This window comes from Pseudoclavibacter sp. CFCC 13611 (genome assembly GCF_008831225.1).
Lineage (GTDB): Bacteria > Actinomycetota > Actinomycetes > Actinomycetales > Microbacteriaceae > Pseudoclavibacter_A.
Genome location: NZ_WBKE01000002.1, coordinates 350861 through 366680 on the forward strand (window position 1 = coordinate 350861; position 15820 = coordinate 366680).

The window sequence follows — 15820 nt, forward strand, 5'->3', positions numbered from 1 at the left end:
AGTGACTGAACCCGTGACGGACACCCCGACCGAACTCGCGCCGCAGCGCATCGACGAGTCATTCGACTCCATCGTCGACGAGCTCCAGTGGCGGGGACTCATCTCAGTGAGCACCGATCTCGACGACCTGAGAGCATCTCTCGCCGCCGGGCCGATCCGCTATTACTGCGGATTCGACCCCACTGCGGCGAGCCTGCACTTGGGCCACCTCGTGCAGCTGTTGCTGATGCGTCGCCTGCAGCTGGCCGGCAATACGCCGTATGCTCTGGTCGGCGGGGCGACCGGACTCATCGGCGACCCGCGGCCAACCGCTGAGCGCACGCTGCACTCCCGCGAACAGGTCGGAGAGTGGGTCACACGCATCCAGCATCAGGTGTCGCGGTATCTCAGCGACGACGGTGCCAACGCGGTGCGCATCGTGAACAACCTCGACTGGACGGCCGAGCTGAGCGCGATCGACTTTCTGCGCGACATCGGCAAGAACTTCCGCGTCGGATCCATGCTCTCGAAAGAGGCCGTCTCGAAGCGGCTGAACTCGGACGCCGGCATCAGCTACACCGAGTTCAGCTACCAGGTGCTGCAGGCCAATGACTTTCTCGAGCTGTTCCGTCGTGAGGGAGTCACCCTGCAGAGCGGCGGCCAGGATCAGTGGGGCAACCTCGTCGGCGGTGTCGATCTGATCAGGCGTGTCGAGAAGCAGTCGGTGCATGCGATGGGCACGCCGCTCATCACGAATTCCGACGGCACCAAGTTCGGCAAGAGCGAAGGCAACGCCATCTGGATCGATGCCGACCTGACCGCGCCGTACGCGTTCTACCAGTTCTGGCTGAACACCGACGACGCCGACGTGATCGAACGGCTCAAGGTCTTCACATTTCTGACTCGAGACGACATCGCGGAGTACGCACAGAAGGTCGCCGACGAGCCGTACAAGCGTGAGGCGCAGCGTCGGCTGGCGTTGGAGGTCACCGCGCTGGTCCATGGGCTGGACGCCACGCTTGCGGCGATTGACGCCTCGGCTGCGCTCTTCGGCAACGGCGACCTCACGACGCTCGACGAAGCCACGCTGATCGCCGCGCTGGCCGAGCTGCCCTCTGCAACCGTCGCACCGGACACCACGGTTGCTGCGGCGCTGGTCGAGACGGAGCTGGTGAAGAGCCTGGGCGAAGCCCGACGTGCGATCTCTCAGGGAGGGGTCTCGGTCAACAACGAACGGGTCACCGACCCAGAGGCCACCTTGGCAGACCAGTCGCTGCTGCACGGGCGCCATGCGGTGCTGCGACGCGGCAAGAAGACGCTGGCCAGCCTGACTGTGGCATAGACACGCAGCAGCACCCGGCCCGTCGCCGGTCGAAAGGGAGTCGTCACCACTGGTGGCGGCTCCCTTTTCGCCTTCTGGGTGTCTCTGGTCTGATGAGGGGATAAGACCACCTGATTGCAGACGGCTGTGGCTCAGATCGTTCCGAGAGTCCCGACTCGCGGGAGACCCCTGTGCCTGTGTCTGTGGGTGTGGGGTTGGTGGTGTTCGACACGCCCGGGTGGTTGGTGTGGTTTTGGGTGGTTGGTGGGGTGTGGGTATTGTTTCTTCTTGTCACCCCAAAGGTGCTGGGATCTGTAGGGTTCTGGGCCTCAAGCGGGGGCCGCTCATTGTGTTGCTGGGGCTGTTTGGTTTTGGTGTATGGTGGGTGTCTGTGTTGCTTGGTTGTTTGCGTGTTGGTCTGGTTTTTCCGGGTTGACGTTGTGTGAATTTCTGGTAACATGGTGAAGCGCCTTGGCCGTTCTGGTCTTCTGGTTCTCCTGGTTTTGTCTGGGTGTTCTGGTTTGACTTGGTGGATGGTTGTGGTAAGCTGGAAAAGTTGCGCCGGCAGGTAGTCGCCCAGGTTTGGGTGGTGATGGTTGGTTGCGTCCGATCCTTGAGAACTCAACAGTGTGCACATGTCGATGCCAATTGATTTGGATTGCTGAGACCGTTTGGTTTTGGTGGTTCATGTTTTCTTTTGGTTTTATGCCATCACTTTTGTGGTGGTTTTTAGAGCCATGTCAGATTTTCTTCGGAGAGTTTGATCCTGGCTCAGGACGAACGCTGGCGGCGTGCTTAACACATGCAAGTCGAACGATGAAGCTGGAGCTTGCTTCGGTGGATTAGTGGCGAACGGGTGAGTAACACGTGAGTAACCTGCCCCTGACTCTGGGATAACTGCTGGAAACGGTAGCTAATACTGGATATGAACCGTACAGGCATCTGTAGCGGTTGGAAAGATTTTTTGGTTGGGGATGGACTCGCGGCCTATCAGCTTGTTGGTGAGGTAATGGCTCACCAAGGCGACGACGGGTAGCCGGCCTGAGAGGGTGACCGGCCACATTGGGACTGAGACACGGCCCAGACTCCTACGGGAGGCAGCAGTGGGGAATATTGCACAATGGGCGAAAGCCTGATGCAGCAACGCCGCGTGAGGGATGACGGCCTTCGGGTTGTAAACCTCTTTTAGCAGGGAAGAAGCGAGAGTGACGGTACCTGCAGAAAAAGCGCCGGCTAACTACGTGCCAGCAGCCGCGGTAATACGTAGGGCGCGAGCGTTGTCCGGAATTATTGGGCGTAAAGAGCTCGTAGGCGGTTTGTCGCGTCTGCTGTGAAATCCCGAGGCTCAACCTCGGGCTTGCAGTGGGTACGGGCAGACTAGAGTGCGGTAGGGGAGACTGGAACTCCTGGTGTAGCGGTGGAATGCGCAGATATCAGGAAGAACACCGATGGCGAAGGCAGGTCTCTGGGCCGTTACTGACGCTGAGGAGCGAAAGCATGGGGAGCGAACAGGATTAGATACCCTGGTAGTCCATGCCGTAAACGTTGGGTGCTAGACGTGGGGGCCTTTCCACGGTTTCCGTGTCGTAGCTAACGCATTAAGCACCCCGCCTGGGGAGTACGGCCGCAAGGCTAAAACTCAAAGGAATTGACGGGGGCCCGCACAAGCGGCGGAGCATGCGGATTAATTCGATGCAACGCGAAGAACCTTACCAAGGCTTGACATATAGAGGAAACGGCCAGAGATGGTCGCCCCGCAAGGTCTCTATACAGGTGGTGCATGGTTGTCGTCAGCTCGTGTCGTGAGATGTTGGGTTAAGTCCCGCAACGAGCGCAACCCTTGTCCTATGTTGCCAGCACGTTATGGTGGGAACTCATGGGAGACTGCCGTGGTCAACACGGAGGAAGGTGGGGATGACGTCAAATCATCATGCCCCTTATGTCTTGGGCTTCACGCATGCTACAATGGCCGGTACAAAGGGCTGCGATACCGCGAGGTGGAGCGAATCCCAGAAAGCCGGTCTCAGTTCGGATTGGGGTCTGCAACTCGACCCCATGAAGTCGGAGTCGCTAGTAATCGCAGATCAGCAACGCTGCGGTGAATACGTTCCCGGGCCTTGTACACACCGCCCGTCAAGTCACGAAAGTCGGTAACACCCGAAGCCGGTGGCCTAACCTTTTGGGAGGAGCCGTCGAAGGTGGGACTGGTGATTGGGACTAAGTCGTAACAAGGTAGCCGTACCGGAAGGTGCGGCTGGATCACCTCCTTTCTAAGGAGCTTTCGGAACCGTTTGGTTTCGTTGATAGTGCCTGCCAGTGTTTCCAAGAGAGCTGGTGGGTTGCTCATGGGTGGAATCATCGACATGCCTGCGTCTGGTGCATTTGAGTGTGAGTACGGTCTTCTTCGGAGGGTTTGGAAAGTGTTTGGGTGTGTTGGGTGTGGGGTGCATACTGTTGGGTCCTGGGGGATCGGGTCGGCCGCTTTTGGTGGTTGGACGGTTTTCCTTGGGCTTTGGCCCTTCTGGGCCGTGGTCTGGCTGGTCTTTGTGGCTGGTTGGGGTGCGGTGCTGGTCGTTGGTTGAGAACTGCATAGTGGACGCGAGCATCGGACACGCTCGCCTTTTGGTGGGTGTGTCGGATAGATATTTGTAGTCAATTTTGTTTGCACCATTGCGGCTGTTGTCGTGGTGGTTCGGACTGATGACACTGGTGAACATGATGAATTGATTTTGTTGTGTTCGTTACTTATGTGGTCAAGTTTCGAAGGGCAAACGGTGGATGCCTTGGCATCTGGAGCCGAAGAAGGACGTGGTAATCTGCGATATGCCTCGGGGAGCTGATAAACGAGCTTTGATCCGAGGATTTCCGAATGGGGGAACCCAGCCGGGCTGTGACCTGGTTACTCCAGTCTGAATGTATAGGGCTGTGAGAGGGAACGTGGGGAAGTGAAACATCTCAGTACCCACAGGAAGAGAAAACAAATTTAGTGATTCCGTGAGTAGTGGCGAGCGAAAGCGGATGAGGCCAAACCGATTATGTGTGATAGCCGGCAGGTGTTGCATGGTCGGGGTTGTGGGAGTCTCCTGTCGCGCTGCTGAGCGGCGAGGGTAGTTGAATAGCATAGTTGAATGGTCTTGAATGGCCGACCGTAGTGGGTGCGAGTCCCGTAGACGAAATGCTGTGATCGCCCGGAGGATTTCCCAAGTAGCACGGGGCCCGTGAAATCCCGTGTGAATCTGCCAGGACCACCTGGTAAGCCTAAATACTTCCAGATGACCGATAGCGGACGAGTACCGTGAGGGAAAGGTGAAAAGTACCCCGGGAGGGGAGTGAAATAGTACCTGAAACCGTTTGCCTACAATCCGTCGGAGCGCCCTTGTTGGTGTGACGGCGTGCCTTTTGAAGAATGAGCCTGCGAGTTAGTGATATGTGGCGAGGTTAACCCGTGTGGGGGATCCGTAGCGAAAGCGAGTCTGAATAGGGCGTTTGAGTCGCATGTTCTAAACCCGAAGCGAAGTGATCTATCCATGGCCAGGTTGAAGCGCGGGTAAGACCGCGTGGAGGACCGAACCCACTTAGGTTGAAAACTGAGGGGATGAGCTGTGGATAGGGGTGAAAGGCCAATCAAACTTCGTGATAGCTGGTTCTCTCCGAAATGCATTTAGGTGCAGCGTCATGTGTTTCTTACCGGAGGTAGAGCTACTGGATGGCTAATGGGCCCCACAGGGTTACTGACGTCAGCCAAACTCCGAATGCCGGTAAGTGAGAGCATGGCAGTGAGACAGTGGGGGATAAGCTTCATTGTCGAGAGGGAAACAACCCAGACTACCGACTAAGGCCCCTAAGCGTGTGCTAAGTGGGAAACGATGTGGAGTTGCATAGACAACCAGGAGGTTGGCTTAGAAGCAGCCACCCTTGAAAGAGTGCGTAATAGCTCACTGGTCAAGTGATTCTGCGCGGACAATGTAACGGGGCTCAAGCACACCGCCGAAGTCGTAGCATTCGCATTTGTGACAGGCCTTCGTGGTCCAGTCGTGCGGATGGGTAGGAGAGCGTCGTGTGGGCGTTGAAGCCGCGGGGTGACCCAGCGGTGGAGGCCACACGAGTGAGAATGCAGGCATGAGTAGCGAATGACGGGTGAGAAACCCGTCCTCCGGAAGACCAAGGGTTCCAGGGCCAGGCTAATCCGCCCTGGGTAAGTCGGGACCTAAGACGAGGCCGACAGGCGTAGTCGATGGACAACGGGTTGATATTCCCGTACCGGCGAAGAACCGTCAGAGCCAACCCAGTGATGCTAAGAGCCCGAATCCTCTGGCTTGCCCTTCGGGGTGGGAAAGAGGCCTAGCGCTCGACCCTGTCTGGTGCGGCTAGCGTATCTCTGGTGTGACGCAGGAAGGTAGCCTCCGCGGGGCGATGGTTGTCCCCGTCTAAGGGTGTAGGCCGAGGAGTTGGCAAATCCGCTCCTCATGCGGCTGAGACCTGATGGTGAGACCGTATGGTCGAAGTGGGTGATCCTATGCTGCCGAGAAAAGCATCGACGCGAGGTTCTAGCTGCCCGTACCCCAAACCGACTCAGGTGGTCAGGTAGAGAATACTAAGGAGATCGAGAGAATCATGGTTAAGGAACTCGGCAAAATGCCCCCGTAACTTCGGGAGAAGGGGGGCCCGGTGATGTGATCGGATTTACTTCGTGAGCGTTGTCGGGCCGCAGAGACCAGTGGGAAGCGACTGTTTATCAAAAACACAGGTCCGTGCGAAGTCGCAAGACGATGTATACGGACTGACGCCTGCCCGGTGCTGGAAGGTTAAGAGGAAGGGTTAGCTTCGGCGAAGCCTAGAATTTAAGCCCCAGTAAACGGCGGTGGTAACTATAACCATCCTAAGGTAGCGAAATTCCTTGTCGGGTAAGTTCCGACCTGCACGAATGGCGTAACGACTTCCCAGCTGTCTCAACCATGAACTCGGCGAAATTGCACTACGAGTAAAGATGCTCGTTACGCGCAGCAGGACGGAAAGACCCCGTGACCTTTACTATAGTTTGGTATTGGTATTCGGTGCAGTCTGTGTAGGATAGGTGGGAGACGTTGAAGCGGTCACGCTAGTGGTCGTGGAGTCATTGGTGAAATACCACTCTGACTGTTTTGGATATCTAACCTCGGCCCGTGATCCGGGTCAGGGACAGTGCCTGATGGGTAGTTTAACTGGGGCGGTTGCCTCCCAAAGAGTAACGGAGGCGCCCAAAGGTTCCCTCAACCTGGTTGGCAATCAGGTGGCGAGTGTAAGTGCACAAGGGAGCTTGACTGTGAGAGAGACATCTCAAGCAGGGACGAAAGTCGGGACTAGTGATCCGGCAGTGGCTTGTGGAAGCGCTGTCGCTCAACGGATAAAAGGTACCTCGGGGATAACAGGCTGATCTTGCCCAAGAGTCCATATCGACGGCATGGTTTGGCACCTCGATGTCGGCTCGTCGCATCCTGGGGCTGGAGTTGGTCCCAAGGGTTGGGCTGTTCGCCCATTAAAGCGGTACGCGAGCTGGGTTCAGAACGTCGTGAGACAGTTCGGTCCCTATCCGCTGCGTGCGTCGGAAATTTGAGAGGATCTGTCTCTAGTACGAGAGGACCGAGATGGACCAACCTCTGGTGTGCCAGTTGTTCCGCCAGGAGCATGGCTGGTTGGCTACGTTGGGAATGGATAACCGCTGAAAGCATCTAAGCGGGAAGCCGGCCTCAAGATGAGATTTCCATACCATTTATGGTGAGAGGACCCCAGCAGAACACTGGGTTGATAGGCCGGATGTGGAAGCACCGTAAGGTGTGGAGCTGACCGGTACTAATAGTCCGAGAACTTGACAACACACATAAATTCTTTCTGTAACGATGAACGCGTCCACTCTGCGGTTCCCGATCCATGACCGGGAACCACCACAACACACCTTTTGGGGTGTGGGTGTGGGTTGAACTGAATAGTGATCGAAGCCGTTACGGCGGCCATAGCGTGAGGGAAACGCCCGGACACATCCCGAACCCGGAAGCTAAGCCTCACAGCGCCGATGGTACTGCACGGGGGACCGTGTGGGAGAGTAGGACACCGCCGGAACATTATTCACGGAAGGCCACCCCGCTAGCGGGGTGGCCTTCCGTCGTTAACCACACACACGAACGCCAATCACACACGCACACGCCCAGTAGACTGCTCGACATGAGCTCTCTGCACGAAATGAGCGCGGTCGCTCTTCGAGCTCTGCTGCTTCGCGGCGAAGTGAGCCCGCTGGACGTCGTGCAGGCGTTCCTCGATCGTGTGCGATTCCTGGATTTCGCCGAGAGACCGATCGGAACTCCGCGCCCTATCGGTGCGTTCACCGAACTCAGCGCGGAATCTGCCCTGGAACGGGCACGCTCACTGACTCAGACGGGCATGCGTCTGCCACACTCGGCGGCACAGCATCCGCTCTGGGGGCTCGCACTGGCAGACAAGGATCTCTACGATCGCTCGGGCAGCGTGACCCGCTACGGCTCACGAGTGCACGCAACCACACCGGCGACCGAGACGCACCCAATGCTGGCGGCGACCGACGCTGCTGGAGCGGTGAGCATCGGGCGCACCAGCACTCCGGAGTTCGGTCTTTCTGGGTATACCGAACCTGATGCGGGGCGTCCCGCGCTGAACCCCTGGAAGCTCTCGCGCAACGCCGGCGGATCGAGCGGCGGTGCCGCGGCAGCCGTGGCCTCAGGAATGCTGCCCTTCGCGGTGGGCACCGACGGCGGCGGATCGGTTCGTATCCCGGCTGCCAGCTGCGGGCTGGTGGGGATGAAGCTGAGCCGCGACCTCTTCTGCCTGAAAGGCTTCGAAGCGCGACGGGCGACGCCGGCCGACGATCTGGCGCCAGACGCACCCGAGCTCGATCTGGTGGTGCCCGGGCCGATCGCACGCAGCGTCGCCGATGCGGCTCTGCTCGTCGACGGTCTGCTCGGCGGCCTCGCGAGGCTTCGTGGTGCCCGTCACCCGTACGCGAGCGGCCCTGGACGAAACGGGTCTTCTGCGACCCCGCTCGCAGATTCGGTGGCTCCTGCCAAGGTGCGCTCTGGCGAAGCGTCACCGGGCCGGCTTCGCGTCGGCGTGCTGCAGGGGAGCCCCTGGGACGCGTTCGTCCAGGTGCAGGTGTCGGTCGAGGCCGCGGCACAGGTGAGCAGAATCGCCGACCTGCTCGACGAAGGAGGCCATGACGTGCGCTCTCTGCGGCTGCCCGACTCGGTGGAGTACGGCCAGTCGTTCAGCGCTGTGTGGCAGATGGGCGCGGCCGGTCTGCCGATTCCCTCGAACCGCATCGACGAAGTCGAGCCGCTGACACAGTGGCTGATTCACAGCGGTCGCGCCCTTCCCAGGGCGACGAAGACGCGTGCACTGCGATACCTGCACGATTATGGAGAACGCGTGACGGCGGCGTTCGCTCCGTGGGATGTCGTGCTCACGCCCGCCTTGGCACTGACAGCTCGCCCGAACGGCTGGTTCGACACGGCGGATGCCCGTCGCAACTTCGCGGAGCGGGGAGCGTTCACGCCGTTCACCTCGTTCGTGAACGTGTCGGGCGCGCCGGCGATTGTGATTCCCACCGGGTTGGCACGAGACGGGCTGCCGCTCGGTGTGCAGCTGATCGGACGCCTCGGGCATGACGACCACCTGCTGCGCATCGCCGCCGAGATCGAACGTCTGGCAGCGTGGTCTGGGCACCCGTGGCTCTACCCGTAGGATGGACGTCATGTCTGGATTCCTGCAGCGTCTCACACAGCGGCATCGCGACGAAGCCACAACCGGCGAACGTCCGGGGGAGCAGCAGAGCTCCGGCACTCCTGCAAGCCACAGCAGCCTACCGACGACTCTGCCGAATGACGCCGGTGCAGAACCAACCGCCAAAGTGGTGCCGAATTCGCCGCTTGACGGGGCCGACGCGATCTTCGCCGACCTCGACGGCGTCGTCTACCGCGGCCCCGAGCCCGTGCCCGATGCCGTCGAGTCGCTGAACCTCGCGCAGCGCACCGGGCTGCAGGTCAGCTATCTGACGAACAACGCCTCACGCACGCCGAAGATGGTCGCCGACCAGCTCAACGCAATGGGTCTGCACGTTGCGGAGAATGACATCGTGACGAGCCCTCAGGCCGCCGTGCCGCTGCTCGCTGACCACATTGCCCCCGGTGCGGAGGTGCTCGTCGTCGGTGGTGTCGGGCTGCTCGAGGCCGTGCAGCAGGCCGGCTATCATGTGACCCGCACACAGAGCGAGCAGACCGCCGCCGTCGTGCAGGGCTTCGCCAAGGACGTCAGTTGGGCGGATCTGGCCGAGGCCGCCTACGCCGTCGCCGCAGGCGCCGTGTGGATCGGTACGAACCAGGACTGGACGCTGCCGAACGAACGCGGTCTGGCGCCTGGCAATGGAACGCTGCTCTCAGCTGTGCACACGGCGACGGGCACCTTCCCGACGATCGCAGGCAAGCCGGAGCGGCCGATTTTCGACGTTGCAGTCACCCGCTTTCGAGCGGCTCAGCCCCTGTTCATCGGAGATCGCCTCGACACCGACATCGAGGGAGCACGTCGTGTCGGCATCACCTCGGCCCACGTGCTGACCGGTGTGGACCAGGCGCGTGAGATCATCGAGGCAGCGCCAGAGCGACGGCCGGATTTTCTGCTGCAGACGCTGGCTGACCTGCACCGACCGTATCCAGTGCTCGAGATTGCGCCCAACGGAGCTGTCAGTGGACACTCTGTGGTGCGCATCGACGGAGCCGACGTCATCATCGAGCGCGGCGACCCGAGCGACATCGACACGCTGCGGGCCGCGGCCGCCGCTGTCTGGGAATGCAGCATCCCCGTCTCTGCGCTGCGCCTGCCCGAAGACCTCGTCGGCCCGCCGCGGTAGGATGCCGCACATGACGATGCCCGATCAGCAGATGCCCGAACGGCCGCAGCCGGCGAGCGACGAGAACGCAGCGATCGATCGTGCGCTGATCACATCGACGCTGCAGCGCATCGACGAGCTGCCGATCGATCAGCGTGCGGTCGAATACGAACATCTCTACGCCGATCTGAGCCGGCGGCTCGAACAGGCGGTCGGTCAGACCCAGCTGGGCGGGCGATGAACCCCACCGGCATCCGGCTTGATCAGGCGCTCGTCGAGCAATCGCTCGCACGATCTCGCACGCAGGCGCAGAAGCTCGTTCGCACGGGTCAGGTGACCCTCGACGGGCGCATCGTCGACAAGGCGTCGTATCCGGTTCACGCCGGACAGACGCTCGCCGTCAGCGGTGACCATCACTACGTGGGGCGTGCAGCGGGCAAGCTCATCGATGCGCTCGACGCGTTCCACATCGATGTCTCGGGCCGTGTCGCGCTCGACGCAGGCGCCTCTACAGGAGGATTCACCCAAGTGCTGCGCGAACGCGGCGCCGCACACGTCTTCGCCGTCGACGTCGGGCACGATCAGCTCGCTGCGGCGATCGCCGCAGACTCCGGAGTGAGCTCGATCGAAGGGGTCAACCTGCGCTGGTTCACGCGTGCCGAACTGGCCGCGGCCGCGTCGTGCGCAGTGTCGCCCGATCAGATCGACCTGGTCGTCGGCGACCTGTCGTTCATCTCGCTCACCCAGGTGCTGCCTCGACTGCACGAACAGCTCGATGCACACGACTTCGTGCTGCTGGTGAAGCCGCAGTTCGAAGTCGGCCGCGGTAACCTTGACCGTGGTGGTCTCGTGCACGATCCGGCCGGGCATCGGGCCGCCATCGAGCGTGTGGCCGCCTGCGCCGAGCAGATCGGCCTCGTCGTCGCCGGCATCACACGAACGAGCGTGGTGGGCGGCACCGGCAACCAGGAGTTTCCCATCTGGCTCACCCCGAACGGGGACAGAGCCGTCGACTGGCATGAGCGAGTCGACGAACTGATCGGCAGGAGGTGACGCATGGCCGTCAGCGCGCATTCGGCTCAGCCGACGCCCCGCGCCCGACAGCGACGGGCCGATCAGCCTCGGCGAGTGCTGCTCGTCGTGCACCCCAAACGCGAGGTGGCGCTGAAGTCGACTCAGACGACCCTGCGTCTGCTGCGTGAGTCGCATTTGGTGCCGGTGTTCCCGCCGGACGCGATCGCGCCGCTGCGCGAGTGGGGCATCGACATCGACGACGCCGAGGTGCTGGGCGAAGACTGCACCGGCCCGGATCTCGAGATCGTCATGGTGCTCGGCGGTGACGGCACGATTCTGCGCGCAGCAGAGCTGGTGCGGTTCGACGCCACACCGATCATCGGCGTGAACCTCGGACACGTGGGGTTTCTGGCCGAGAGCGAGCGTGGCGATCTCGTCGACGCAGTGCGGCACGTGGTCTCTCGCACCTATGAGGTCGAGGAGCGTCTCGCGCTGAACGTGCGGGTGTTCTCAGCAGGCCGTCTGCTCTTCCAAGACTGGGCGCTCAACGAAGTGACCATCGAGAAGCCGCGCAGCAACAAGATGATCACCGTCGACGTCAGCATCAACGATCGGCCGTTCACCGCGTTCGGATGTGACGGCGTGATGGTGAGCACGCCGACCGGCTCGACCGCCTACGCATTCTCAGCGGGCGGCCCGATCGTCTGGCCCAATCTCGAAGCGCTGCTCTTCGTTCCGCTGAACGCACACGCCCTGTTCGCGCGCCCGCTGGTGATCTCGCCGTACAGCTCGGTCAACGTGCAGTTGGGCGACGACGCCGATGGCGCCATCAGCTGGTGCGACGGTCGCCGCAGTCAGACGCTGCCTCCCGGGTCGCTCGTCCAGGTCGGTCGCTCGACCATTCCGGTTCGGCTCGCCCGCCTGCGACGTGGATCGTTCGTCGATCGTCTGGTGAACAAGTTCTCGCTGCCCTCGCTGAGCTGGCAGCAGCATGCCGTTCGCACGCGCGAGACGCAGGAGGCGCTGCAGGAGGCCGAGCGAATGCTCGACCTGGCCGAACCAGCGGCAGCCGAACAGGGGCGGGCCCGCCCAGAGGCCGACGAGAGCCCCGAGCGCACGAGCGGAGACCGCACGTGATCGACGAAGTTCGCATCGACGACCTCGGCGTCGTCGAGTCGGCGACCCTGGAGCTCGGTGCCGGGCTCACTGTCATCACCGGTGAGACCGGCGCGGGCAAGACCATGGTCGTCACCGCTCTGCAGCTGCTGCAGGGTGCGCGAGCAGACGCCTCACGCGTGCGTGCCGGCGCCGATCGCGCAGAGGTCTCGGGTCTGCTGCAGGTGTCTTCCGAGAGCGATGTCGCCCAGGCCGTCGAAGACGCCGGCGGAGAGATCGACGACGGCGATCTGATCGTGACTCGCCGACTCGCCGCCACCGGTCGCACTCGAGCCTGGCTTGGCGGCCATGCGGTGCCGAACGGCGTGCTCGCCGACACCATCGGTCAGCTGGTCTCGATTCACGGCCAGAGCGACCAGCTGCGGCTGCGCACCGCCGCTCAGCAGCGTGACGTGCTCGACGCGTTCGGCGGGCGAGAGCTGCGTGCCGCTGCAGAGGCCTTTCACGACGCCTATCGACGCTGGCGTGATCTCGACCGTCGGGCACGGGCGCTCGCCGACGACGCCGAGGCCCGTCGAGCCGAGGCAGACCGGCTGCGCGAAGAGATCGAGGCGGTCGAAGCCGTCTCGCCCCAGCCCGGGGAGCTCGACCAGATCGAGGCCCGTGTCGCACGGCTCGACGCCAGACAGGATCTGCTGCGTCGAGCCGGCGACGCCCGGCAGCGGCTCTCGGCCGACATCGACGCGGTGGCCGGCCCGCAGGACGTACTCGGTCTGCTCAGCGGTGCGCGCGCCGATCTTGAGAGCGCGGGCGATCCCGACCTGAGCGATCTTGCGACCCGGCTGCACGAGGTCGAGGCCATGACCCAGGATCTCTCTGGCGACCTCAGCTCCTACATCGCCGCGCTCGACGACGTGGGCGACGGCGAGCTGGCCGCGGCGCACGAGCGTCTCGACACGCTGCGAGACCTCGAACGTCGGTTCGGCGGCCTCGACGAGGCGATCTCCCTGCTGAACGACGGCAGCGCCAGACTGGCCGAACTCGACGCCGACGGCGACACCCGGGAGCAGCTCGCCGTCGCGCTCGCCGAGGCCCTCGACCAGCGCGACCTCACCGCGCGTCGCCTGAGCGACATCCGCCGCAGTGCTGCGCAGCGACTCAGCGAAGAGGTCACCGGCGAACTCGGAAGCCTCGCGATGCGCGACGCAGCGTTCGCCGTGCAGGTCATGCCGTGTGCGGTGGATGCGACCGGGGCAGACGAGGTGGCGTTCCTGCTGGCAGCGCACGCCGGTGCCGACCCGCTGCCGCTGGCACGATCGGCGAGCGGCGGCGAGCTGTCACGCGTCATGCTCGCTCTGGAGTTGCGACTGGCGGCGAGCGGCGACCTGGCGGATCGGACCTTCGTGTTCGACGAGGTCGACTCGGGGGTCGGCGGCGCGGCTGCCGTGCAGATCGGGCAGCGGCTGGCCAGACTCGCACGGCATGCGCAGGTGCTCGTCGTGACGCATCTGCCGCAGGTCGCGGCCTACGCCGATACGCATCTCGTCGTCACCAAGGTCGGAGACGAACGCGTCACGACCAGCGATGTGGTTCGCCTGGACGGCGAGCAGCGCGTGCACGAGCTCGCCCGCATGCTGGCCGGCCGCGTCAGCGACACCGCGCTGGCACATGCACACGAGCTGCTGGAGCAGTCCCGCATTGAGGCCGAATGAGAGAGCCGTGCATGAGCACCGCAGTCAGAGACATGATCAGAGCAACGACGACATCGCAGTGTTCGAAGACCGCTGCGAATGAGATAGGATGAAGACCCGTGGATAACGCGCAGAGCACTCGGACGGTAAAGCAGATCTTCGTGACCGGGGGCGTGGTCTCCTCGCTCGGAAAGGGCCTCACGGCGGCCAGTCTCGGCCATATTCTTCGAGCCAGCGGTGTGAGAGTCGTCATGCAGAAGCTCGACCCCTATCTCAATGTCGATCCCGGCACCATGAACCCGTTTCAGCACGGCGAGGTGTTCGTCACCGAAGACGGCGCCGAGACCGACCTGGACATCGGCCACTACGAGCGCTTTCTCGACATCAACCTGAACCAGGCGGCGAACGTGACCACCGGTCAGGTGTACAGCGAGGTCATCGCCAAAGAACGTCGTGGCGAATACCTCGGCGACACCGTGCAGGTCATTCCGCACATCACCAACGAGATCAAGCGTCGTATGCGCGCACAGGCCCATGGCGAGCACACGCCCGACGTGATCATCACCGAGATCGGCGGCACTGTCGGCGACATCGAGTCGCAGCCCTTCCTCGAGGCCGCCCGTCAGGTTCGTCAGGAGCTCGGCCGCGACAACGTGTTCTTCGTGCACGTCTCGCTGGTGCCCTACATCGGCCCCAGCGGCGAGCTCAAGACCAAGCCCACTCAGCACTCGGTTGCCGCACTGCGATCGATCGGCGTGCAGCCCGACGCCATCGTGCTGCGCTCGGATCGCCCCGTCGGCGACAGCATCAAGTCGAAGATCGCCCTGATGTGCAGCCTTGAGACCGGTGCGGTCGTGAACTGTCCGGATGCGTCGAGCATCTACGACATTCCGACCATCATCCACAGCGAGGGGCTCGACAAAGTCATCGCCGAGCAGCTGGGCCTGCAGACGCACGACGTCGACTGGTCCCGCTGGCAGCCGGTGCTCGACGCGGTGCACAACCCTAAGCACGAGGTCACCGTGGGGCTGGTCGGCAAGTACATCGATCTTCCCGACGCCTACCTGTCGGTCACCGAGGCGCTTCGAGCCGGCGGCTTCGCCCACACCACCAAGGTGAACGTGCGCTGGATCCCCTCAGACAGTCTGCTCGACGAACAGGTGCGCGAGCGCGAGCTCGGCGCCGTCGACGCGATCTGCGTGCCCGGCGGCTTCGGCATCCGCGGCATCGAGGGCAAGCTCGCCGCGCTCACCTTCGCCCGAGAGCAGGGCATCCCCACACTCGGGCTCTGCCTCGGACTGCAGTGCATGGTCATCGAATACGCACGTTCCGAGGCCGGCCTGACCGAGGCATCCTCAAGCGAGTTCGACCCGCAGACGCACGAACCGGTCATCGCGACCATGGCCGAGCAGGTCGACATCCTCGCCGAGGGCGACCTGGGCGGCACCATGCGACTTGGCTCGTACCCGGCTGCCTTGGCCGACGATTCGATCGTGGCCCAGGCCTATGGGAGCACCGACGTCACCGAACGTCACCGCCACCGCTACGAGGTGAACAACGTGTACCGCGATCGCATCGCCGCCGCCGGCCTGCGCTTCAGCGGCACGTCGCCCGACGGGCACCTCGTCGAGTTCGTCGAGCTGCCGGCCGATGTGCATCCCTACTACGTGGGCACGCAGGCGCACCCCGAGTTCAAATCACGCCCGACCGCTCCTCACCCGCTGTTCGCCGGGCTGATCGCCGCGGCACTGGAGCGTCAGCAGGCCTCTCGTCTCTTCGACGTCGAGAACTCCACGACCGAGAGCTGAACTG

Annotated in this window: 8 protein-coding genes and 3 rRNA genes; all 11 read left to right on the forward strand. The window is 62.6% G+C overall.

Annotation, left to right across the window (positions count from 1 at the left end):
* Nucleotide 1: 1 nt before the first annotated feature.
* The 11 genes from tyrS (at nt 2) to F8O08_RS05970 (ending at nt 15816) form a co-directional block, all read left to right on the forward strand.
* Nucleotides 2-1321, forward strand: coding sequence for a tyrosine--tRNA ligase (gene tyrS, locus F8O08_RS05920; RefSeq protein ID WP_225733587.1), 1320 nt, complete (start codon nt 2-4; stop codon nt 1319-1321).
* A 727-nt stretch (nt 1322-2048) separates the two neighbouring features.
* A 16S ribosomal RNA gene (locus tag F8O08_RS05925) occupies nt 2049-3570 on the forward strand.
* 481 nt (nt 3571-4051) lie between these two features.
* A 23S ribosomal RNA gene (locus tag F8O08_RS05930) occupies nt 4052-7153 on the forward strand.
* A gap of 126 nt (nt 7154-7279) precedes the next feature.
* A 5S ribosomal RNA gene (rrf, locus tag F8O08_RS05935) occupies nt 7280-7396 on the forward strand.
* The 16S, 23S and 5S rRNA genes sit together here, the layout of an rRNA operon.
* A 102-nt stretch (nt 7397-7498) precedes the next feature.
* Nucleotides 7499-9046: an amidase gene (locus F8O08_RS05940; RefSeq protein WP_158042839.1), complete on the forward strand. Its 1548-nt coding sequence runs from the start codon at nt 7499-7501 to the stop codon at nt 9044-9046.
* 10 nt (nt 9047-9056) lie between these two features.
* Nucleotides 9057-10208 (forward strand): HAD-IIA family hydrolase, encoded by a 1152-nt coding sequence (locus F8O08_RS05945; RefSeq protein WP_158038184.1) that lies wholly within the window; start codon nt 9057-9059, stop codon nt 10206-10208.
* A gap of 10 nt (nt 10209-10218) precedes the next feature.
* Nucleotides 10219-10428, forward strand: a complete 210-nt coding sequence (locus F8O08_RS05950) for a hypothetical protein (protein WP_158038183.1) — start codon at nt 10219-10221, stop codon at nt 10426-10428.
* Nucleotides 10425-11240, forward strand: a complete 816-nt coding sequence (locus tag F8O08_RS05955; protein WP_158038182.1) for a TlyA family RNA methyltransferase — start codon at nt 10425-10427, stop codon at nt 11238-11240. The genes F8O08_RS05950 and F8O08_RS05955 overlap by 4 nt, the downstream gene beginning before the upstream one ends.
* A 3-nt stretch (nt 11241-11243) precedes the next feature.
* On the forward strand, nt 11244-12338 hold the full coding sequence (locus tag F8O08_RS05960) for an NAD kinase (protein ID WP_158038181.1): 1095 nt from the start codon (nt 11244-11246) through the stop codon (nt 12336-12338).
* Nucleotides 12335-14029 carry a DNA repair protein RecN gene (gene recN, locus F8O08_RS05965; protein WP_158038180.1) on the forward strand — a complete coding sequence of 565 codons (1695 nt, stop codon included), beginning with the start codon at nt 12335-12337 and terminating at the stop codon, nt 14027-14029. The genes F8O08_RS05960 and recN overlap by 4 nt, the downstream gene beginning before the upstream one ends.
* 98 nt (nt 14030-14127) lie before the next feature.
* A complete protein-coding gene (locus F8O08_RS05970) occupies nt 14128-15816 on the forward strand; it encodes a CTP synthase (protein WP_158038179.1) in 1689 nt (562 codons plus the stop codon).
* Nucleotides 15817-15820: the final 4 nt, after the last annotated feature.

Bases quoted from the DNA above. Each gene is read 5' to 3' on its own strand.
- F8O08_RS05955 (WP_158038182.1), top strand. From the start codon at position 10,425: ATGAACCCCACCGGCATCCGGCTTGATCAGGCGCTCGTCGAGCAATCG.
- F8O08_RS05960 (WP_158038181.1), top strand. From the start codon at position 11,244: ATGGCCGTCAGCGCGCATTCGGCTCAGCCGACGCCCCGCGCCCGACAG.
- F8O08_RS05950 (WP_158038183.1), top strand. From the start codon at position 10,219: ATGACGATGCCCGATCAGCAGATGCCCGAACGGCCGCAGCCGGCGAGC.
- F8O08_RS05945 (WP_158038184.1), top strand. From the start codon at position 9,057: ATGTCTGGATTCCTGCAGCGTCTCACACAGCGGCATCGCGACGAAGCC.
- F8O08_RS05940 (WP_158042839.1), top strand. From the start codon at position 7,499: ATGAGCTCTCTGCACGAAATGAGCGCGGTCGCTCTTCGAGCTCTGCTG.